Below are 19,992 nucleotides of genomic sequence, written 5' to 3'. Positions count from 1 at the left end.
CGCGGTCACCGCACGTCCGAGCCTCCGCCGGACGGCTCACGCACGGCCAGTTCCCTCAGCCATCCCTCCCCGACGACCTGGCCGGCACCCGGACCGGGAAGCCACTCGAGAGTGAGCGTTCCGCTGTGGCGCAGGCCGCTGCCCCAGAAGGGACGGCGCTCCAGGAGCGTCGGCTGGGCACACATGACCATGAACAGCGGCACGTCCTGCGACTCGGAGGCGAGCCGCTCCACCAGGTCCAGGACGGCGTCCTCCGCGAGCTGGGCGTCGTCCACGCACAGCACCAGCGGCTGCTCCCTGGCCAGCAGCACGAGCAGGTCGCACCAGCCGTCGAGCGTCTCGCCCTCCAGGCGGTGGTCCTCGCCGCCGCAGTCATCTCTGCCCCACCCGGGGCAGAGCCTCCGCAGCAGCCGTTCCGCGGTCTCTCCATGACCCGCGACCCGTCGCACGATCTCGGTGAGGCGACCGTCCGCGGTGTCGGAGGCGGCCAGTCCGCAGCACGCCCTGAGCACGTCGCACACGGTCAGGCGGGCTCCGTCGCCGGCCCGGACCCGCACCACGCGCACCGCCTCGCCCTGGATGTCGCGCACGAAGTCGGCGAGAAACCGGGTCTTGCCCACCCCTTGGTCGCCCAGGATGGTCACCAGGTGCGGGGCGTCGTGACGGCGGGTTCGCAGCAACAAGCTCCTGAGGATGCTCAGTTCGGCCCCGTACCCGTCGAACGGGTCCGGCAGTTTCGATCCGCCCCCGGCCTGGAGCCCGGCCACCACCCGTACCCCGAGACGCGCGGTCGCCGACTGCCGTACGAGCCCGGCGGTGTCCCGCACCGCGTCACCGTTGATGTGGATCTCGCCGGGCGGCACGGCGGCCAGCAGCGAGCGGGCCTCGTCGACGAGGCGGCCCACGACGAAGACGGGCGCGGCGGGGTCGTACGGGTCCCGGCGCACCAGTGCCTCGCCCGCGGACACGACGGCGTGCCAGGCGGGGCCGGGCACCTGGTTCAGGCGGGCCCGCAGCGCCACCGCTGCCCGCACCGCGTCGAACGAGGCGCCACCCCCGTCGCCCCGCAGTCCGAACACCGCCACCGAGACGGAGCCGAGTGACCCGGTGACGGTGCCGCCGAACTCCTCGACGCATTCGACGACCGCGGTCACGGCCTCGTGCAGCGTCACGGACGTCCGCGGGTCGCCGAGGGTCCCGGCCTCGTCGGAGAAACAGGCGCGCACCAGCAGGACCGCGACCGCCCTCCGCTCCGTACGCAGTTCCGGCGCCGTCCCGTGCGCCCGCTGCGGCCCCGCCGTGGCGGGCGCCGCCGCCGGACGGCGCGCGGACCGGTCGGGCACGAGCCGCTGCGGCGCGGCGGGCCTGCCGTCCGGAGGCTCTTCGCCGGCCCGTTCCTGCCCCCGGCTCCCGTCTGGCGGGGTCACCGCGCGTAGCGAGGAGAGGGAGGTGGCCGGAGGCGCCAGGACGGAGTCGTGCGTGAGGATGTTCTGCTGGAGCAACTGGAGTTCGCGTGACGGCTCCAGGCCGTGCTCCTCGACCAGGGACCGGCGTACGCGGCCGAAGACGTCCAGTGCCTCCGCCTGCCGGCCGCAACGGTAGAGGGCCAGCATCAACTGGCCGCACAGCCGCTCGCGCAGGGGCTCCTCCTCGGCGAGGGACACCAGTTCGCCGAGGATCGAGTGGTGGTGGCCGCTGCGCAGTTCGGCCTCGAAGCGGTCCTCCATGACGTCGAGCCGCATCTGGCTGAGTGCGGTCAGCTCCGGCCAGTCGGTGCCCGCCTCGGCGAGGTCCGCGAGTGCGGGGCCGTGCCACTCGTCGAGCGCCTCGCTGAGCAGCCGGGCGGCTTCCTCGGGCCGGCCGGTCGACAGGCAGGCCCGGCCCTCGGCGACCCGGCGGCCGAACCGGTGCAGGTCCACCCGTTCGGGGTCGACCCGCAGGACGTACCCGGGGGCCTGGGTGATGAGTCCGGGATCGGCCCCGGGACTGTCCCCGGTTTCGTCGGCGAACAGGGCGCGCAGCGCCCACACCGCGTTCTGCACGATCTTGCGGGCCGTCGTGGGCCGGTTCTCGTCGGGCCACAGCGCGCCCAGCAGCTCGCTGGTGGCCACGACCCTGTTAGCCCGCAGGAGCAGAAGTCCCAGTAACGCTCGTTGTTTGTGTCCTCCCAGTGCCAGTTTCCGCTCTCCCGCCAAGGCCTCCAGCGGACCGAGAACCCGGAATTCCACTGCTTCCCCCAGTCAACGTCGTCAAGCGGTCGGCGACGATCGCGCACACCTCGTCCACCCGCTCGCTCAGATAGAAGTGCCCTCCGCCGAAAACCAGGACCTCGTTGTCCTGTCGCGTCTGCCGCGCCCAGCCGGCCACCGATGCGACCGGGACGACCGGGTCGGAGTCACCCACGAGCACGGTGACGGGTACGTTCAGTACGGGACCGGCCTCCCAGCGGTACGCGGCCAGGGCGCCGTAGTCGGCACGCAGCGCCGGCATCACCATGTCGACCAGTTCGGGATCGTCCAGAACGGAGGCGTCGGTGCCTCCCAGGTTCCGGACCGCGGCGAGGATGGCCGCGTCGCCGCGGGTGTGGTCGTGCCGGTCCGGAGTCGTACCGGGCGCACCGCGCCCGGACAGGAAGAGGCGGACGGGAGCCGGGGCCGACCGGCTCTGCAGGATCCGCGTGGTCTCGTAGGCGACGAGTGCGCCCATGCTGTGTCCGAAGAAGGCGTAGGGCCGGTGGTCGCCCTGCCCCAGCCCGTCGGCGATGCGGGCGGCGAGGTCGAGGATGCCGGCCGCCGGGGGCTCCGAACGCCGGTCCTGGCGGCCCGGGTACTGGACCGACACGACGTCGAACATCCCGGAGAGCCTTCGGGACCACGGTGCGTAGGCACTGGCGGCACCGCCCGCGTGCGGAAAGCAGATCAGCCTCGGGGCATCCGGCCGCGGCTCGGCGAATCTCCGGAACCATGTGGCTTGCAACTGGTGTCACTCCTTCCCGTACATCGGGTTCGGGTGCCCGTACGGCTCGCAGGCGCGGGCCCGGCGCAGCGCGCGGGCCCACCAGCCGAGCCTGTCGAGCATGGCCACGGCGTCCGCGCGACACGCCTCCGTGTCGGCGAACCGCCCGTCCGGGCCCCACCGTTCCTGGCAGTCGTGGAAGCTGACGGCCTCCGGCACCGTCACGGCGTGGGACTCGGCGAACACCTGACGGAGCTGGGCCACGGCACACAGTCCGCCGGACGCCCCGCCGTAGCAGAGGAAGCCGACGGGCTTGGCGTGCCATTCGCTGTCGTACCAGTCGATCGCGTTCTTCAGCGACGCCGGATAGCCGAAGCGGTACTCCTGCGTCACCACGGCGAATGCGTCGGCGGCGGCGAGCCACGGAGAGAGGTCGCGCACCGCGGAGGGCCTGGGGACCGCCGGATCGGCGGTCATCAGATCCGGCAGCCACGCCGTGGCGAGGTCGATGACGTCGACCTCGAACTCCTGGCGCAGCCGGGCACGGGCCGCGAGCCACTCGGCCGCCGCCAGTCCGAACCGGCCCTCTCTGGCGGCACCCACGAGGATCACGAGCCTCAACCGCTCATCGTCCATCACATGCTCCTTCGAGCCCCGCCCACCACTTCGGAAGGACCGCACCCACTGTGCGGCATATGCCTTAGGAACGGCTTCGGATCCCCTTACGGTCCCGCTTCGGATCGCGGCGTGCCGCTCGTCAGCACCGGTCGCGGCCCGAAGGAGGGGTCAGGGGCACGGCTGTGCCGAGGAGGCGGTGCGGAGAAGAGCGGGAATCCAGGATGGTCCGCCCCGATCGTGTGGCATCGGCATGGTTCGTCCTTCCCGCCCGGATCGGGTCGGTACGGTGGTGCCGCCCCGTGGGCGGCGGACCCGGTCCGTCCCCGGGGGCAATGGCGTGGTGTTCCGGCCCGGGCAAGGAGACTGCATGCACTCGGACTCGATCGTCTTCGGTGCCGGCGGCTTCATCGGCCGCGCCCTGGTCGCCGAACTCCTGCGCGCCGGGCACGAAGTGGCCGCCGCGGTGCGCGGCGGCGGGGACCGGTTGACGGAGTGGCTCGACGAGCAGGGAGTGGACCGCGGAGGACTGACCGTCGTCCGGGCCGACATCACCCTCCCCGGGCTCGGGCTTCCGGCGGCGGGGCTGTCCGGGGTGCGCGACGTCTACAACACCGCCGCCCGCTTCGCGTTCGGCATCCCCGCGGAGCAGGCCAGGGCGGTCAATGTGACGGGCGCCGTGCGGGTGGTCGAGTGGGCGGCGAGCCGTCCGGAGCTGCGCCGGGTGGTCCACATCAGCGGCTACCGCATGGCCGCCGCGGACGGCGGGCCGCCGGACTACCGCCGGCAGGGCGCGTACGAGGCGTCGAAGCAGGAGGCCGACGCCGCGGTACGGGCCAGGGCCCGCGAGCTGGGCGTCCCGCTGAGCATCGCCAATCCCGCCACGGTGATCGGCCCCGGCCAGTACATCGGTCTGGCCTCGGTGGTCTCCGATCTGTGGCAGGGCCGGCTGCGGGCGCTGCCCGGCGGACCCGACATCCTCCTCCCTGTCGTGACCCTCGACTACTTCGTCCGGTTCCTGGCGGCCCTCCCCGAGCACCCGCGGAGCGCGGGCCGCGCCTACTGGGTGCTGGACGACGCGACCCCCACCCTGCCCGGACTGGTCGGGCTGCTCGCGGAGCACATGGGCGTACGCGCTCCCCGCCGCTCCGTCCCCGTGGGACTGCTGCGCCGGCTGCCCCGCGCCCTCACCCGGGCGGACCCGGAAACCCTGTCGTTCCTGTCGACCGACCGCTACGACACGGCCGCCACCCGCGCCCTGGCCGCGTCGCGCGGACTGTCCATGCCGCCCGTGGAGACGGCGCTGCGCCAGTGGGCCGACGACCTGGTCGCCACGCGCTTCGGCCGGGCGGTACGGTGCCGCGGGCCCTACGGCTTCCACAGCGTGGGGGGCTGCCGGACGTGGGTCGTCGGCGAGCGCAGGCACCCCGGCTACGTACTGCTGCACGGGCTCTTGCTCAACGCCGATTCCTGGGCGGGCGCGGCGGAGCACCTGGACGCCCCGTCCCTCGCGGCCGATCTGCCCGGGTTCGGCAGGTCGGGGCCGGGCGAGCGGTCGCTCGACGACTGGCTCACCGATCTGCTGCGCCCCGTGGAGACCCGGCCCGTCCTCGTCGCGCACTCGCTCGCGTGCGGCCCCGCGCTGCGGTACGCCGCGGAGCGGCCCGACCGTCTCTCCGCGCTCGTGCTCGTCGCCCCTGCCTTCCTCCAGCGGCCGTCCTCCGGACTGATGCGCTCACGGCTCGCCGTACCGCTGCTGCGCGCGACTCCCCCGTCCCGTCTGGCCGGTTCGCTCGGCCTGCCCGCTGACTGCGGCCTGGACGGCCTCGCGGTGGACCTGCGCCGTGCCGGCGCGGCCGGCCGGGTGATCGCCGCCCTGCGCACGGCCCACGGACAGCGCGAGGAGCTGCGCCGGACCCTGGGGAGGCTGCGGCTGCCCGTGGAGCTCGTCGTCGGGTCGGCGGATCCGCTCGTCGAGCCGGTGGACACGCCGGTCACCGTGATCGATGCGGCCGGGCACTATCCCCAGGTCACCCATCCGAAGGCCCTCGCCCGCTTTCTCACCTCCTGCCGGGACCGGGTCGGCGCCCCGTAGCGTCGGCGGTCCGGCCGGCCGGTCATCAGGGCGGGCTCGAGGACGCGCGCCGGGCACCGAAGGACGGTCCCGACGCGGTGCCGGGCCGACCGATTGCTTCCGTGCGGTCCTCGGGCAGTGCGGCCGGCATCGCGGGTCGGTGGTGCGCCGGGGTGTCCCGTGAGGCGCCGGGGTGACCGGCACCGCCGGGGCGGCGGCACGCGCCGTCCGCGCGCCCGGTCCGTACCGGCCACCGCCCGTACCGGGTGTCCGGGGGCGCGCCTCCCCCGAGTCTGGTCTTCGTCAGTGCCACGATGGCGATCAGCAGTTCACCGGTGGTGAGAAGGAAGTCCCCGGAGGCACCGGGATCGGGGCACTCCGGGTTTCCTTGGCGGTCCTCGGTCTTTTCCATGACGTTTCCTCGGCGCTTACAGCGCATCGGCCGACCGCTTCACGGCGCCTTCGAGTGGCGCGAACGGAATTCGGTCACCGGGCGCTCGAAGAGGACAGAAAGAGAGAGATCTCGTACAGAAGTCGTGCGTCTGGAACGGCAGGCAACAACCTACTCGGTGAAAACCACCGACGCTTCACCATTTCTCATGAATTCACGGCGACGGCACTCGGAACGCCACTGGCGCTTTCAGGCCAAGCCAGGCCTCCCACAGATGCCGGGCAGGTCAGGAAGCCCAAAACGGCAACTATTAATAGGAAGAACAGGGTGCCGCCTGTCTCATCTTGTGATGATCACCCCGCGATGGCGGCCATATTTCCTTGTTGCCACGGCACTTGGGCGTGCTGCATAGTAATGCAGTAATGCCGCATGGGGGCGACATGACCAATCGCAGCCACTCGGCATTGCTCGATCATCGGACGACGCAGCATCGAGGCGCGCGAGCGACAGGAACAGAATTTCGCGTTCTTCGTCATGTTTGAAAAAGGGGGGAATTCATGCCGCAATACGGCGAGGGAGAGATTTCCTCGGCCGATGAGGATGTCCGCGTGGTGCGCTGGCCGGTCGAGGCGAAAGAACTCGAACAGTTACGGCGCCGGGGCGTCCTCCGCCTCCTCGTGGTGGAGAACGGCGCCACTCCGCCGGTGACGACGGACTCGCGGGAGGACTGGGTCCGCGCACCGGTCAGCAAGGCGGACTTCACCGCCCGTGTCGCCGCGCTGCGGGCAAGGGCCGGCACTTACCAGGTCCCGGTCCTGGACCAGGACGGGCTGCTCCGCTACGGCAGCCAGGTGGTGCCCGTGTCACCGACCGAGATGGACCTGCTGCAGCCGCTGGTCGAGCGGTTCGGCACCCTCGTGGCCCGGCACGAGCTGATCGCGCTGCTCCGTGCTCGGCGCGGAGGAGCGAGCCGGAACGCCCTGGACCTGCACATCATGAGGATGCGGCGCAAGGTGGCCGGCCTGGGGCTGAGTATCCGGACCGCCAGCGGGCGTGGGTACCTCCTCGAATCGAGCGGATGAGCCGCGAATGCGGGGAGGACCGGCGGACCACCGTGACACGCGGTCGGTACGACCTCCGCCGGGCGCGAACCGCCCGGCAGAGGTCGCTCGCCGAGGGCCCGGCCCACTCGAAGCACGCCCGGCTCACCCGGGGGGCACCCGTGGCTCACGCCGACGCACCGGCTCGCGAGCCGCACGGAACGGGATCGCCGGCTCGCCGCGACGGCGAGTGCGAGTGAGACGGCGAGTGTGGGTGCGGGTGCGACACCGGCCGGAGCGGCTCCGGTTCCGGCCGCGCATGCGGCCCCGGGCAGGCGTACCCCATCAGGCCTGTCCGGTAGGCGTAGATGACCGCGTGCACCCGATTGCGCAGGTCGAGCTTGTCCAGCAGCCGCTGCACATGGGACTTCACGGTGTTCTCGCTCAGCACGAGTGCCACCGAGATCTCGGTATTGCTCAGTCCTTGGGCGAGAAGCCGGAACACCTCCCTCTCACGCCGGGTCAGCAGGCCCATCCCCGTCCCCTTCACCGCGGACGCCTCCTGGAACGACGCGACGGCAGGCACCGCGTCGTCGTCCCGTGCCGGGAGTGTCCTCTCATCGAGAAGAACCCGGTATCCGGCGGCCACGACATGGACGGCCGACAGGAGCTGGCCAGGGGTGACACTGCTGAGGACCACGCCCTTCGCTCCGGCCCGGAGCGCGCGGCGCGCGCGGGTGTCCCCCTCGTCGGCCATGAGCAGGACACCCGGCACTCTCCCGCCGCAGCGCACTCCCAGGCCGTCGACCAGGTCCACCGCGTCGATGGTGTGCGCCATGGCGTCGGCGAGCAGCACATGCGGTTCGAGATCCCACGCCAGGCCCACCGCACTCACGCCGTCGGACGCCTCACCCACCGCTTCGATGCTCCGGTCCTCGTCGAGGACCGCCCGGATTCGGGTCCGTGCGACGGCCCGGTCGCCCACCAGCAGCACCCTGATCGGTGAGTTCATCGCTTCCCCTTCGCCCCCGACGAGTCCCTGCCCCCGCCACCACACCCGGCCGTTCACACCCGGTCGTTCGCGGACGCCGGCACGGCCGGCACGGCTCCGGCCGGCCGGCCGCCGCTGTGACGCCGAGGCGCCGCCAGGACCGCCAGCGCTCCGGCCGCGATGAGGACGACGCCGGTCCAGACCGCGGGAATCATCCCGTCCGTGAACCGGTCCGCCGACGTGAGGTCTCCCTGCGCGGAGAACACCGAGGCGAGTACCGCGATGCCCAGGACACCGCCGAGTTCACGCAGCGCGTTGATCGCCCCGGACGCCATTCCCCGGTCCCCGGCGTCGACCGCGCTCATCACCATGTTCGCGGTGGGGGCGAAATAGAAGGTCATTCCCAGCCCGCACAGGACCAGGGCGGGAATGAGTGACGGATAGCCGACCTCGGGAGAGATACGGGTGGCGATCCATCCCAGTCCGCACGCCTGGAACGTCAGGCCGAGCGCGACGATGGACCGGCTGCCGATACGGTCCGAGAGCAGCCCGACCAGGGGCGCGACGAAGATGGGCACCGCCGTCCACGGCAGGATGCGCAGCCCCGCCTCCAGGGGCGAATAGCCTTGCGGCCCCTGGAAGAACTGGGTGAGCAGGAAGACCGAGCCGAACATGCCGGCGAACATCAGCAGACCGGCGGCGTTCATCGCGCTGAAGGTCCGGTTGCGGAACAGGTTCATCGGGAACATGGGCAGTTCGACGTGCAGCTCCCAGAGGACGAAGGCGACCAGAACGACCGCGCCACCGGTCAGCGACGCCAGGACCCGGACGCTGCTCCAGTGGTCCGCGTGGCCGTGGACGATGCCGAAGACGATCCCGAACAGGCCGATGCCGGCCAGGGCCGTCCCCACCAGGTCGAGCCGGGACCCGGGGCCACGGCTCTCGGCGAGCTTCCACCGGGCGAACGGCAGCACCACCGCCCCGATCGGTACGTTGATCCAGAAGATCCACTGCCAGCTCAGGTGCTCGACCACCGCTCCGCCCAGCAGCGGGCCGGTCGCGATGGCGACGCCTTCCACCGCGCTCATCGCACCCAGCAGGGCGCCGCGCCGGTGGGCGGGCGCGGCGTCGGTGAGGATCGTGAGGTTCAGCGGCATCAGCAGCGCGGCACCCAGACCCTGGACGGCGCGAGCGGCGATCAGGGCGCCGATGCCGGAGGACAGCGCGGCGCCGGCCGACGCGGCGACGAAGACGCCCATCCCGATGCCGAACATCCGCCGCCTGCCGAAGCGGTCGCCCAGAGCGGCGCCGGGCAGCATGAGGACGGCGTAGGTGAGGGTGTAGGCGTTGACGGTCCACTCGAGTTCCTGGAGGCTCCCCCCGAGATCGCCGCGGATCGCCGGCAGGGCCGTGATGACGACGAGGTTGTCGAGCGACACCATGGCCACGCCCAGGCCACAGCAGAGGAACGTCCACAGCACTTTACGTTTCGGAACACTCATGTCCACCTCTGTGAAGGGAAGGTCTCCGCGGGCGCTCAGCCCCGGGCCGGGCAGCACTCCCCCGGGCCCGAGGGATGCGGACGCCGTCCGGGAGCGCGCGGCCGCGGCCCGGGCATCCGGGTCGGCATCCGGGTCGGAGTCGGGGCCCGGAGTCCGGAGTCAGGGCCGGGGGATACGGGACATGCCGGGGTCGCCGGGGTCCTTCGCGGTCCCCGGCACCCGGTCCGCGCCGGAGTCGCGGACCATCCGCAGCAGTTGCGGCAGCAGTGCCGCCAGTTCCACCGGCCATCGCGCCCGGCTGCGCCACTGTTCCCCGCGCGGGCAGGCCTTCTGGTGCACGTCGAGACGGATCCGGTGACGGACCGGCCGGCCGGCGAGCAGCCTGACCACCATGTGGGAGCTGATCACGCCGAACGCCGTCGCCGTATACGCCACCTGCGGGAAGCTGTAGTCGGTCCGCGCGTGGTTGGCCCGGATCTCGGCCAGCATGTCCGTCGGCACGTACCGCAACGGCACCGCGCGGCGCAGCAGTTCCCACATGTCGAGGCGCGCGGCGTCCCGCATGCTGATGGTCCCGTCGAACGGTTCGCGGACGTGCCGGTAGTCGTAGCAGCGGACGTACTGGGTGCCGGCCATGTCCCACCCGGTGATCAGGGGAAGCCGCCGCCGGACGGCGTGCCGGTGCAGCAGGTGCTTGGCCTGCCACCCTTCCCGGGTCGTGACGTCCACCCCGTCGATGATCACCTGGCAGGAGCCCGTGAGCTTCCGCACGGTCTGCCGGGTGACTCCTTCGGTGAAGACCTCGACCGAGGCATACGGGTTGATGTCCCGCACCCGGCGCCCGGCCACCGATGCCTTGTTCCGCTCGATGTCGGCAGCGGTCGCCGACTGCCGGTTGAGGTTGTTCAGTTCGTACGTCCCCGGGTCGGCCAGGACGAAGCGCTGGACGCCCAGTCGTGTCAGCGGTTCGACGGCGGCACCGCCGATCGACCCGCAGCCGGCCACCAGGACGGTGGCCTCGTGCAGTGCCCGCTGTTCGGCCGCGGCCACGACACCCTTGTTGCGAACGGTCAGTTCGGCGTAGAACGCAGCCCTCTCCGCCAGAGCTCCGGTCCCGGTGGCCGGGGACGCCGGTTCCCTGTCGTCGTCGTTCGTCACGTGCGGTGCCCTTCCTCTGACGATGGCGGTGGCGGTGGCGGTGGCGGTGGCGATGACGGTGACGGTGACGGTGACGGGCCGGGGCTCGTGCCCGTCGTCGTCCTCTTCCGCTCGGCCAGGGCGGCCACCAGTGCCTGACGCGAGGCCAGGTCACCGGTGCCGTCGAGGTATGAGCGGACCGCCTCGCGGTACCAGCGGACGTCCGTGGGTACCGGTGCGACGAACGGCTTGGCCACGACCTCCTGGTGGTAGATCGGCGCCATGGGGTCCGAAGGGGACAGGCTCGGCGACGTGCCCTCGACCACGTGCAGGTCGAAGCCCGCGAGGCGCAGGTGGCGCAGCGCTACGTGCTCCTTCGCATCGCCCAGCACGACGCGCACCCGGTCACCCAGCGCGATCATGGCCTCGCCGACGCCGAGCATGAGGTGCCAGGGGACGCGCTCGTACTGCTCGCCCCGCGGCAGCGTCTGGTCCCGCAGGAAGCGCTTGAACTCGAAGGCCTGGTGGGTCCCCAGGCCGGGCCGCGCGTACCGCCCGAGCAGGTCGACGCCGTGTGCGGCCTCCGTCGGGAACGGAGTACGGCGCGGGGAGTCGAGGGGCAGGCTCTCCGCGTCCGCCGAGCAGGCCAGCCCCACGTACCCCCGGATCCGCCCGGTGCGACCGCACAGCGTGACCGTATGAATGTTCTCCACGGCGCGTGTTGGGCGCGCGTGCGGCAGCGGTTCGTGGAATGCCGCGGTCCGGTGGACGGCGTCGGCCGAGATCCAGCTCAGTCCGAGGTACTGGGCGAGGCGGAATCCGAGGATGCCCCTGAGGTAGCGGGCGGGGAACTGGCTGTCCAGGCCCGTGACGGTGACCAGTGCGCCGTGCGCGTCCTCGATGAGGGAGAGCGGATTCCCCGTGAGCTCGGCGGGCAACTGCCCGTACCTGAGCCGCTCGTGGAGCCTGACGATGTCCGCGGCGTAGCGCCGGGCCCGGGGATCCGCGGCACCGATGGGCTCCGGGACGGGTGCCCGGCCGGAGACGGACGGACCACCGGAGACGGGCGGACCACCGGGAGCGGACGGCCGGCCGGGTACGAGGCCGGGAGAGGGCTCACCGGCCGCCGGGTCGCCGGTGTTCACCGCTCGTCGTCCTCGGCGTAGAGGCTGTCGGTGACGGCGAGCGCCAGGACTTCGGGAGTGCCCTCGTAGATGCGGGTGCCCAGGGCGTCGCGCATCATCTTCTCCACGCCGTACGAACGCAGGTAGCCGCGCGCGCCGATCAGGGACAGGGCGGCGTCGGCGACGTCGATCGCGGCCCGGTCCGCGAACAGCTTGGCCACGGCCGGTTCGTAGACCGGCGGGGGCAGTTCGTTGTCGACCTTGTCGGCGGCGCGCAGGTACAGCATGCGGGAGGCGTCGACCTTGGCGGCCATCTCGGCCAGCTTCGCCGCCGTGAACTGCTGGTGCCGCAGGTGACGGCCTCCCTGGACCCTCTCACCGCACCAGTCGATCGCCTGCTCCATGGCGCTGCGCGCCACACCGGTGGAGATGCCGGCCACCGCGGCGCGGGCCATGTTGCTCTGCGCCATGTTGATGGCCATGCCCTCGCCCTCCGCCCCGATCATGTACTCGGCGGGGACCCTGACCTCCTGGAACTCCAGCTCGCTGCCCAGGCAGGCGCGGTACCCCATCTTGTCCGCGACCGGGCCGCGGACCACACCGGGGAGGTCGAGGGGGACGATGAAGGAGGTGAGGCCGGTCGCTCCCGGGCTGCCGTCCATGTTCGCGAACACGGAGGCGAAGGCGGCGACCTTGGCGTTGGTGATGAACCGCTTCCTGCCGGTCAGCACGTAGTGGTCCCCGTCCCTGCGCGCGGTCGTGACGTTGCGCGCGTGCCGGGCCTGGGACGGGATGATGAGGTCGCAACCCGCGTCCTCCTCGGTGACCGCGTTGCAGGCGAGGACCGGCTCGTCCCCGGAGAACAGGGGCAGGAAGCGGGCCTGCAGCCGGGGATCGCCGGACAGCAGGACCGGCGCCTGGCCGAGCATGGTGGCGCCGAAGATCAGTGCGGTGCCGGGACAGACGGCGGCCACCTCCTCGAGTGCGGCGGCGACGCCCAGCATCCCGACGCCCACGCCGCCGTAGTCCTTCGGGACCGCCGCGCGGGTGAGGCCGATCCGGTGGCCCCGGCCGACGAGTTGCCAGTCGAAGTACGCGGCAGGTGCCTGGTCCATGTGCTGCACGCGGGGCTTGACGACCTTCTGGGCGAAGTCCCTCACGACCTGCCTGAACTGCTGGACCTCATGAGGCAGCGCGTCGAAGTTCAGTGCCGGGACGGACTCGGACAGGGCGGTGTTCACGTGGGATGACACTCCTTCGGCTCTCGGTTCGTTCCTTCGCCGGGACGGGCGGAAAGCGGTACGGCATGTCAGGCACCGACGCCGGAGGCGGCGGCGATGTCCGGGTAGCGGTCGAAGGCGGGCTGGAGCATGGGCACCAGCTCCAGCACCCTGGCGACCTTGCCGCGGATCCTGAGCCGTCCGGTGGCAATCGCGACGGGCACCATGAGCCGCCCCATCCACAGGGCGTGGGCCGTGTCGCAGGACATCCTGAGAGTGATCGCGGCAGTCTCCGGGGCCTCGTCACCGATGACGACACCCTGCGGCGAGACGAAAATCCGGCAGTCCGGCTTCGTGTGCACGAGCCGGACCGTCAGACCCTCCTGACGGGCCCTTGCTACGAATTCCTCGTCCTCGAGCAGGACGGTGAATAGACGGCCGAATACTTCCGCAGCCATTTCAGTGGACGAAAAAGTGGACATCTTCCCTCTCGATCGCTCTTTTCTCGCACTTGTCCGGTACGCACGTCAGGTACGGACGTGTCCGCCGTCGAATTCCGAAAGGACGCCGCCGGAAGCATGTTTCCGGCAGGGCGTTGACGGGTCCACCGCGTACGTCCGGCATACCTCGGAGCGCCTACGAGAGAAAGATAGGGGCCGTCGTGACCGAATTCGGTGGCGGCGACACAACACCGAAGGGAGACGAACAGAAAAAAGAAAGGGAATCCTTCACACAGGCCCGTTCACATCGTGCCCGACTCGGCAGAACACGGTCGGCGAGCCGGCCGGGCGGGCTGCGGATTCACCCACAATTCTCGCCATGGGTGGCCTCGCGCATCAACCGCACCAGCCATGGACCCACGCGCACCCGGCGGGCCGGCGGGCCGGGTGTGAGAGCGCGGGCCGGCCGGCTGTGAGAGCGCGGGCGCGCCGGGCCGGGAAGCGCCGAGGTGCGCCCGAACAGCCTCCGCCGCGGTGCCCGCAGGGTGGTTCTGCCGCGGTCCCGGCGACTCGACCGGCGTGGAAGGGAATCACGCCTCTCGCCGGTGGGCCCCTGCCGCAGGCCGGCTTGAGCATGGCAGGGGCACCTCCGCGCTCCCTGTTCCCTGCCATCGGAGAGACCATGAGATTCCGGAAACCCGGGCGTGCGCTCGGTGCGGTGCTGTTCCTGCCCGTGCTCGCCATGCTCACCACGGCCGTTCCCGCCCAGGCCGCCCCAAATCCCACCCCTGTGCCTATGACCCGCGCCTCCACGTCGGACTTCTCCCTCCAGTGGAGTGACGACCGCCGAACGCCGGCCCGCAACCTGGTGCGGGCCGTGAACCGCAACGGCAACCGGGTCCGTGTCGGGACCATGCTGAACGCGGCGAACCTCCAGGCCCACACGCAGGCGAACATGAACTGCCGCGACAACGCCACGGGGCCCGCCGGCGCCCTGCGCGGCGTCAGCACCTCCCGGTTCTACTGCCTGACCCACGAGGACGCCACCACCACCCGGTGGACCCCGCAGGGCATCAGCGGCACCGAGGACGCCCAGCCGGGCCGAGGCACGGTGGACCAGCGCAGGGCCATCGTCTTCTCCTGGCACGCGGGCCCCGTGGGAGGCTCGGGAACCGGAACCCGGCTGAGTTTCCTGGTGCCCTCGACCAACAGGTACATCCACGTGCTGCTGGTCCGCCCCAACGACGCGGGGACCGACTACGGCAACGTGTCCCTCCACGCGGGCGGCATCGCCTGGTACAGCCACTACCTCTTCGTCACCGCCGGGGACGGGGTGCACGTCTTCGACACCAACAACCTGCTCCGCCTCGCCGGCAACCCCAAGGGGAACACCACCGACGAGAACCACATCGGGCTCCAGCCGGACGGCAAGTACTACGGGCGCGGGTACGGCTACCTGCTGCCCGAGATCGGACGCTGGCACAACCCGAACGCCACCACCGTCTACGACTCCATCTCGCTGGAGCGCGCCCCCGGGCGCGACCCGCAGTTCGTGACCGGTGAGTACCGGGACACCGCCATCGGCCGGGTGGCCCGGTGGCGGGACGACGACCTGACCAGGTTCTCCGGCACGATCCGCCCCTTCATCGCCTGGTTCGAGCCCGTCCGCTACGTCCAGGGCGCCTTCTCGCGGGGCTGCTACTACTTCACGACGGGCGGCGGAGGCAGCGGCAACCGCCACCTGGTCGTCGCCAACACGCGCGGCAACAGGACACCGGTCTCGTACCTCGGCGGCCGAGGACTCCAGGATCTGTACTGGCTCCGCTCGGCCGACCAGTTGTGGACGCTCACCGAACACCCCGGAGACGGCATGCGGGTCCTCTACGGGGTACCCAGGCCGCCCTGCCCCTGACGTTCCCCCTCGCGCGGAGTCTGCGGACGCCGGAGCGGTGCGCGGCGCCGGGGTCAGCCGGCGCTGGTGTCCGCGGGGCGCATCCCGCCCCGTACCAGGTCTCGCGGATGCGGACGTGGCGGAGCCCGGGAGTCGTATCCAGCTCCCGGGCCCCTGGGGATGCCACCCAATTGCGCACGCCGGTGGCGTTGAAGGGTACGGATCAGTCGTCAGGCCGTCGTGTTCTTCCTTTGAACTACCGCACCAGGCAAGAGGTGCAGACGAGAGTCGAACTCGCATCCGACGGCGATCGTCCGTACCCGGTCGATCCGGCGATCGGTGGCAATGCTGAAGCTGGAGCGAGAGTCTGAGATTGACCGCGGCTGCCTCTGCCGGTTGGGCCACCCCGGCCCGTGGTGCCGGGGGAAGGACTCGAACCTTCACTGTGACCGCGTCTTCAGGCTGAACCTCAGTTTCAGCTTGCGCTCATCACACGAACCGGTCCTCAATCCGGCCCGCGCCTTTTGCGCACCCCCGCGCTCTCACGCGGGGGCGATCGGGATGCTACTCCGCCCGGCGTCAGCCGAACAGGTAGCCGAACACCGCTTCGCCCACCCGTCGGTCGGTGACTTCGGTGCCGTTGGCCTCCTCGCGGGCGAACTTCACCGCGTGCTGGAGCTTCTCGACCCGCTCCAGCAGCTCGTTCACGCGCCGCGCCGGGAGGGATCCGGAGAACTTCACCGTCGTCCAGTAACCGATCGGCACGTCCTCGTAGTACACCTCGACCTGCGCCGGGTGCTTGTCGGTGGCCTCGGCCTTGACGTGGTTGCGCGGGACCTTCTTCGTACGGATCGTGCGCACCGGGTCCGTCTTCCACCAGTCCGTCGACGGGTCCAGCGACCAGGACTCGGCGGCGTCGAGCACGGGAAGCTTCTTGACGAAGGTGTGCAGATCGGTGAGCTGCTTCTCCAGGAAGAGCAGATAGCTGACCGGGACGTCGGCGACGATCGTCCGCCCGTCGACGGTGACGTCCGCGCGGGCCGCGCAGTTCGCCCAGTCCTTGGTCGCCGTCACGTCGAACAGGCGGGTCAGCGACGCGGACATCTCCCGCAGCACGTCCTCGGCCTTGACCTGCACCCGCGTGGACTCGGGCGGCAGCAGCTCACCCTCCTCGTCCTTCGGCTGGTACGTGCGCGAGATGCCGGCCAGCAGCGCCGGTTTCTGCACCTTGTGATGAGCCGCGGTGATGTCCTGGAACGACTTGCTCTTGACGCCCTTTTCCACGGCGATGATCTGGTTGAGCTTCGCCACTTCGCCCCCTTCGAATGGCAGGAACATACCTCAGGGGCGTCGAACTTCAGATTGAATTTTCCGCCGCCGCCGCCGCGGGCCGGGCCGGGTGTTGCCGGTCCTTACCCGGCCAGGCCCGGCCCGGCCGCCGGTAGCACGAGCGCGGGCGGGGCGTTCCGCCACGGGGGAATGCGCAACGTCCCGCCCGCTCGTGGGGAGGCACCAAGCCGTAGGCACTTCCCCCACCGGCATTGTGCCCGACGGAACTCGAGGTCCGCTCGCCGGTCGCTGGGCCGGGGCCGAAAGTCGACACCTCATTGGACTCGGCCTTAGCCGTGCTTATAGGGCGAGTTCCTAGCCTCTGCGGGGTAGTGATCCCCGGTGTGGCGGAAGGAGACCGCGGTGCGGCGTTGGTACAGGTGGCTGCGGTGGCTCGTACGCCGGCTGGGAGTGGGGCTGACCGCAGTGGGGCAGGGTTTCGGCGCCTTCGTCACTCCCGAGTGCTACGGCTTCCGGCCGGCCGGGTGGACGGAGCGGCCCTGGTCGCCGGACGCTCCCGCGGCGGCCGGAGGGGCCGGTGCCGCGGCGGGAACGTCGGGAGCGGGCGGGAAATCGGCGCCTGGCCCGGTGCTTTCCGCCCGTGAGCAGGCGGAATGGCGCAGGCTGGAGGCCGAGTTGAGGCGTCCCGCCGCGGCGCTCAGGACGCGGCGATCACGATGGCGGAAGCCGTATCCGCGTCATGGGTGAGGGGCAGCTTCCGTGCCGTGGTGCCGGTCCGGCCCCGCCGCGGTGGTGACCGTGCCGCTCACGCGCAGAGCAGGACGGGGCGGGCGTCCGCGGGCCGTGCGGACCTCTTCGAGTCGCCCCGGCGAGGCCGATCGCGGCGGATCCCCCAACCGGCAGGTGTCGGAGCCCGGTCCGCCGCCCGGTCCGCCGCCCGGTCCGCCGCCCTTCCAGGCCGCGCCGCCGCAGGAGCGACCGGTGGGCCGAGATGCGGCTCCTCCCGGTCCCGGGGGGACGCCGGGCGCACCCTCCACGGCGGCAGGGCGGCAGGGCGGCAGGATCGGCCGGTGGCTGGTGACCGGCGGTCGGCACGGGGCCGGTGTATGCCGCACGGTGCCCGGGACAGAACCACCGCGGGCGGCCGAGCGTCGTAGTGCGAAAGTGTCATGCCGCCGCGACACCGGGAGGACCGTGAAGGACGCGCGTACGGAAGAGGGCTCAGGACAAGGCGGTCCGGGGGCCGGCGCAGAGGCCGGTGCCCAGCCCGGTACGGGGACCGGCACAGAGGTCGGCGCAGAGGCCAGTCGGTGGCGCGGGAACCCGTTCCGCAGGCGGAGTTGGGGGCGGGACACACGCGGACGCACGGCGTGGACACGGGGGCGCGTGACCGCGGGCTGCGCGCTGGCGGTCGCGCTTCTTCTGCCGTTCCACTCCTTCGTGCCTGACCTCCCCGGGAATCCCGGCAGCTTCGTCGAGACCTTCCTCCCCTGGCTCGGCACCGCGCTGCCGCCGCTGCTGGTCCTGGCCGTTCTGATCCGTTCGGCGACCGCGCTGTCGGCGGTCCTCGCGGCGGGAGCGGTCTGGGCTGCCTGCTTCGGGCCGTACCTGCTCCCCCGGGCTCCCACCGGCTACGACCTGACCGTGGTGCAGCACAACGTGAGCGACGAGAACGGCGATCCGTCGGCGACGGCGCGGGCCCTGGCCGCCGCAGGTCCCGACCTGATCGCCGTCGAGGAGCTGACGCGTCCCGCCCTCCCGGCGTACGAGGACGTGCTCCGCGGCAGCCATCCGCACCACACGATCGTGGGGACCGTCGGTCTGTGGTCGCGGTATCCGATCACGGGCACCGGGGCCGCGGACATCAGGCCCGAGGGCATCGACGGCGACTGGAACCGCGGGCTGCGGGCGACGGTGCGGGTCGCGCAGGGGCGGGACATCGCCGTGTACGTGGTGCATCTGCCCTCCGTCAGGATGCGGCCGGCCACCGGTTTCGACGCGCGACGGCGCGACGAGAGCGCGGCACTGCTGGGCAAGGAGCTCGCCACCGAGAGGGCGCCCGCGGTGATCCTGATGGGCGATCTCAACGGAACGACCGCGGACCGTGGCCTGTCGCCCGTCACCTCGCGGCTGAGCGGACGGGGCGGGGCTTTCGCGTTCAGCTGGCCCGCCGCGTTCCCCGTCGCCGGGATCGACCAGGTGCTGGGGCGGGGAGCGTCGGTCACGGAGGTGTGGACACTGCCCGCGACCGGCAGCGACCACTTGCCCGTCGCCGCGCGGGTCAGGCTCGCGCCGAGCCACTGACCCCTTTTGCTCCTCTTTGAAGTGATTCGTTAAGGAATGCGCGTTTCACTCAGGTTTTCGAAGGAACCCCCGTTAGTTGACACCTGCCTCCGGTCCCCGCGGGGAATCCGTGGATCAGCCCGCTTCGCGGATCCCGGAGCGCACTTCCCAGCGAGAAGGGTCGCCGATCATGACAGCACAAGCTCCCGAAAGCGCCTTGGGCGCACTGGCCCTGGGCGAACACCCGATCTTCGAGCAGCTCGCCAACATGACGATCGAGACTCTGCCCAACTCCGGGCTGGACGAGCGCACCTACCACCTCGTGCGACTGGCCGCCCTCATCGCCATGGATGCCGCACCCGCCTCCTATCTGGCCAACCTGAAGGTGGCGCAGGAGGCGGGCCTGTCCGCCGAGGAGGCCAAGGGCGTCTGCGTGGCGATCGCACCGATCGTCGGCAGCGCCCGGGTGATCGACGCGGCGGGCAGCGTGCTGCGCGCCCTCGGCTTCGCGGAGTTCCTGGAGCAGCAGGGCGGCAAGGGGATCTGAGCCGCGCTCCCGTGCGGCCGACAGGAGGCCCGGGGAGGCGGGGCCGGCACCGCCACTGTGCGCGGGGCCGCGCCTCGCCTCGCCGGGCCGCCGGGGAGGCGAGAGCATGGAGACGAGCGCGAGAAGGAGGCCACCCATGGGAACCGGAGCCTCGGAGTACGACACGTCGCTCTACGCCCGCACACCGTCGCAGGCCGAGGGCGAACGCGACGAGACGGACGAGCGGGAGGCCACGGAGCGACACCCGGACGTCCCGAGGACCGAGCCGTCCCAGGCGGAGGGCGAACGGGTCGAGGAGACCCCGCCGAAATAGCCCGACCGCCCCTTCGCACGAGGTCCGCGGGCCCGTCACCCACGTCCCACGGGCCACGTGCCGGCCCGTGCCGACGGCCGGCCGCACCTCCGCCACCGCGGAACCACCCTCGACGAGCACCCCGTCCCCGCCCCGCAGCGCCGGCCGCCGCACCCGGGAACACCGACCCGGTGATGAGC

17 protein-coding genes are annotated in these 19,992 nt (G+C 71.6%); 6 read left to right on the top strand and 11 right to left on the bottom strand.

The annotated features are described in order from the left end of the window. Positions 1-5: 5 nt before the first annotated feature. The 3 genes from GUY61_RS10455 to GUY61_RS10445 are packed head-to-tail and all read right to left on the bottom strand — an operon-like array spanning position 6 to position 3,591. A complete protein-coding gene (locus GUY61_RS10455; RefSeq protein ID WP_166629807.1) occupies positions 6-2,111 on the bottom strand; it encodes a BTAD domain-containing putative transcriptional regulator in 2,106 nt (701 codons plus the stop codon). 7 nt (positions 2,112-2,118) lie between these two features. Further along, entirely contained in the window at positions 2,119-2,976 is an 858-nt protein-coding gene (locus GUY61_RS10450; protein WP_166629806.1) for a thioesterase II family protein, read from the bottom strand. 6 nt (positions 2,977-2,982) lie between these two features. Beyond that, positions 2,983-3,591: an NADPH-dependent FMN reductase gene (locus GUY61_RS10445; protein ID WP_166629805.1), complete on the bottom strand. Its 609-nt coding sequence runs from the start codon at positions 3,589-3,591 to the stop codon at positions 2,983-2,985. Positions 3,592-3,940: 349 nt separating this feature from the next. Between GUY61_RS10445 and GUY61_RS10440 the strand changes: the two genes are divergently transcribed. After that, positions 3,941-5,665 carry an alpha/beta fold hydrolase gene (locus GUY61_RS10440; RefSeq protein WP_166629804.1) on the top strand — a complete coding sequence of 575 codons (1,725 nt, stop codon included), beginning with the start codon at positions 3,941-3,943 and terminating at the stop codon, positions 5,663-5,665. A gap of 25 nt (positions 5,666-5,690) precedes the next feature. Here GUY61_RS10440 and GUY61_RS10435 read toward each other — a convergent pair whose 3' ends face one another. Next, positions 5,691-6,056: a hypothetical protein gene (locus GUY61_RS10435; RefSeq protein ID WP_166629803.1), complete on the bottom strand. Its 366-nt coding sequence runs from the start codon at positions 6,054-6,056 to the stop codon at positions 5,691-5,693. A gap of 587 nt (positions 6,057-6,643) precedes the next feature. On the opposite strand from GUY61_RS10435, the gene GUY61_RS10430 reads away from it, so the two are divergent. After that, a complete protein-coding gene (locus tag GUY61_RS10430) occupies positions 6,644-7,117 on the top strand; it encodes a helix-turn-helix domain-containing protein (protein WP_313896608.1) in 474 nt (157 codons plus the stop codon). A 145-nt stretch (positions 7,118-7,262) separates the two neighbouring features. Here GUY61_RS10430 and GUY61_RS10425 read toward each other — a convergent pair whose 3' ends face one another. The 6 genes from GUY61_RS10425 to GUY61_RS10400 all read right to left on the bottom strand — a co-directional run bounded on the left by GUY61_RS10425 (position 7,263) and on the right by GUY61_RS10400 (position 13,507). Further along, positions 7,263-8,087: a response regulator transcription factor gene (locus tag GUY61_RS10425; RefSeq protein ID WP_166629801.1), complete on the bottom strand. Its 825-nt coding sequence runs from the start codon at positions 8,085-8,087 to the stop codon at positions 7,263-7,265. Between the two features lie 53 nt (positions 8,088-8,140). After that, positions 8,141-9,568 carry an MFS transporter gene (locus GUY61_RS10420; RefSeq protein ID WP_166629800.1) on the bottom strand — a complete coding sequence of 476 codons (1,428 nt, stop codon included), beginning with the start codon at positions 9,566-9,568 and terminating at the stop codon, positions 8,141-8,143. 159 nt (positions 9,569-9,727) lie between these two features. Further along, positions 9,728-10,726, bottom strand: a complete 999-nt coding sequence (locus GUY61_RS10415; RefSeq protein WP_313896607.1) for a ThiF family adenylyltransferase — start codon at positions 10,724-10,726, stop codon at positions 9,728-9,730. Next, entirely contained in the window at positions 10,723-11,850 is a 1,128-nt protein-coding gene (locus GUY61_RS10410) for a hypothetical protein (protein WP_166629799.1), read from the bottom strand. Before GUY61_RS10410 ends, GUY61_RS10415 begins: the two co-directional genes overlap by 4 nt. Further along, the gene (locus GUY61_RS10405; protein ID WP_166629798.1) at positions 11,847-13,070 is read right to left on the bottom strand and encodes an acyl-CoA dehydrogenase family protein; all 1,224 of its coding nucleotides are present in this window, start codon (positions 13,068-13,070) and stop codon (positions 11,847-11,849) included. Before GUY61_RS10405 ends, GUY61_RS10410 begins: the two co-directional genes overlap by 4 nt. A gap of 68 nt (positions 13,071-13,138) precedes the next feature. Continuing rightward, positions 13,139-13,507 (bottom strand): hypothetical protein, encoded by a 369-nt coding sequence (locus GUY61_RS10400; RefSeq protein WP_166629797.1) that lies wholly within the window; start codon positions 13,505-13,507, stop codon positions 13,139-13,141. A 664-nt stretch (positions 13,508-14,171) separates the two neighbouring features. On the opposite strand from GUY61_RS10400, the gene GUY61_RS10395 reads away from it, so the two are divergent. After that, on the top strand, positions 14,172-15,401 hold the full coding sequence (locus GUY61_RS10395) for a hypothetical protein (RefSeq protein ID WP_166629796.1): 1,230 nt from the start codon (positions 14,172-14,174) through the stop codon (positions 15,399-15,401). Between the two features lie 558 nt (positions 15,402-15,959). Here the strand turns inward: GUY61_RS10395 and GUY61_RS10390 are convergent. Beyond that, positions 15,960-16,691, bottom strand: coding sequence for a hypothetical protein (locus GUY61_RS10390; protein WP_166629795.1), 732 nt, complete (start codon positions 16,689-16,691; stop codon positions 15,960-15,962). 1,365 nt (positions 16,692-18,056) lie between these two features. On the opposite strand from GUY61_RS10390, the gene GUY61_RS10385 reads away from it, so the two are divergent. From GUY61_RS10385 to GUY61_RS10375, 3 genes are all read left to right on the top strand, one after another. Beyond that, entirely contained in the window at positions 18,057-18,974 is a 918-nt protein-coding gene (locus GUY61_RS10385; protein WP_166629794.1) for an endonuclease/exonuclease/phosphatase family protein, read from the top strand. 169 nt (positions 18,975-19,143) lie between these two features. Continuing rightward, entirely contained in the window at positions 19,144-19,500 is a 357-nt protein-coding gene (locus tag GUY61_RS10380) for a carboxymuconolactone decarboxylase family protein (protein ID WP_166629793.1), read from the top strand. Positions 19,501-19,636: 136 nt separating this feature from the next. Beyond that, positions 19,637-19,813, top strand: coding sequence for a hypothetical protein (locus GUY61_RS10375; protein ID WP_166629792.1), 177 nt, complete (start codon positions 19,637-19,639; stop codon positions 19,811-19,813). Positions 19,814-19,992 lie beyond the last annotated feature (179 nt).

It is taken from the genome of Streptomyces sp. GC420, assembly GCF_009916105.1.
Taxonomy (GTDB): Bacteria; Actinomycetota; Actinomycetes; order Streptomycetales; family Streptomycetaceae; genus Streptomyces.
Note: the sequence above shows the minus strand (reverse complement) of the source record. Positions and strands in the feature narration are given on the sequence as shown.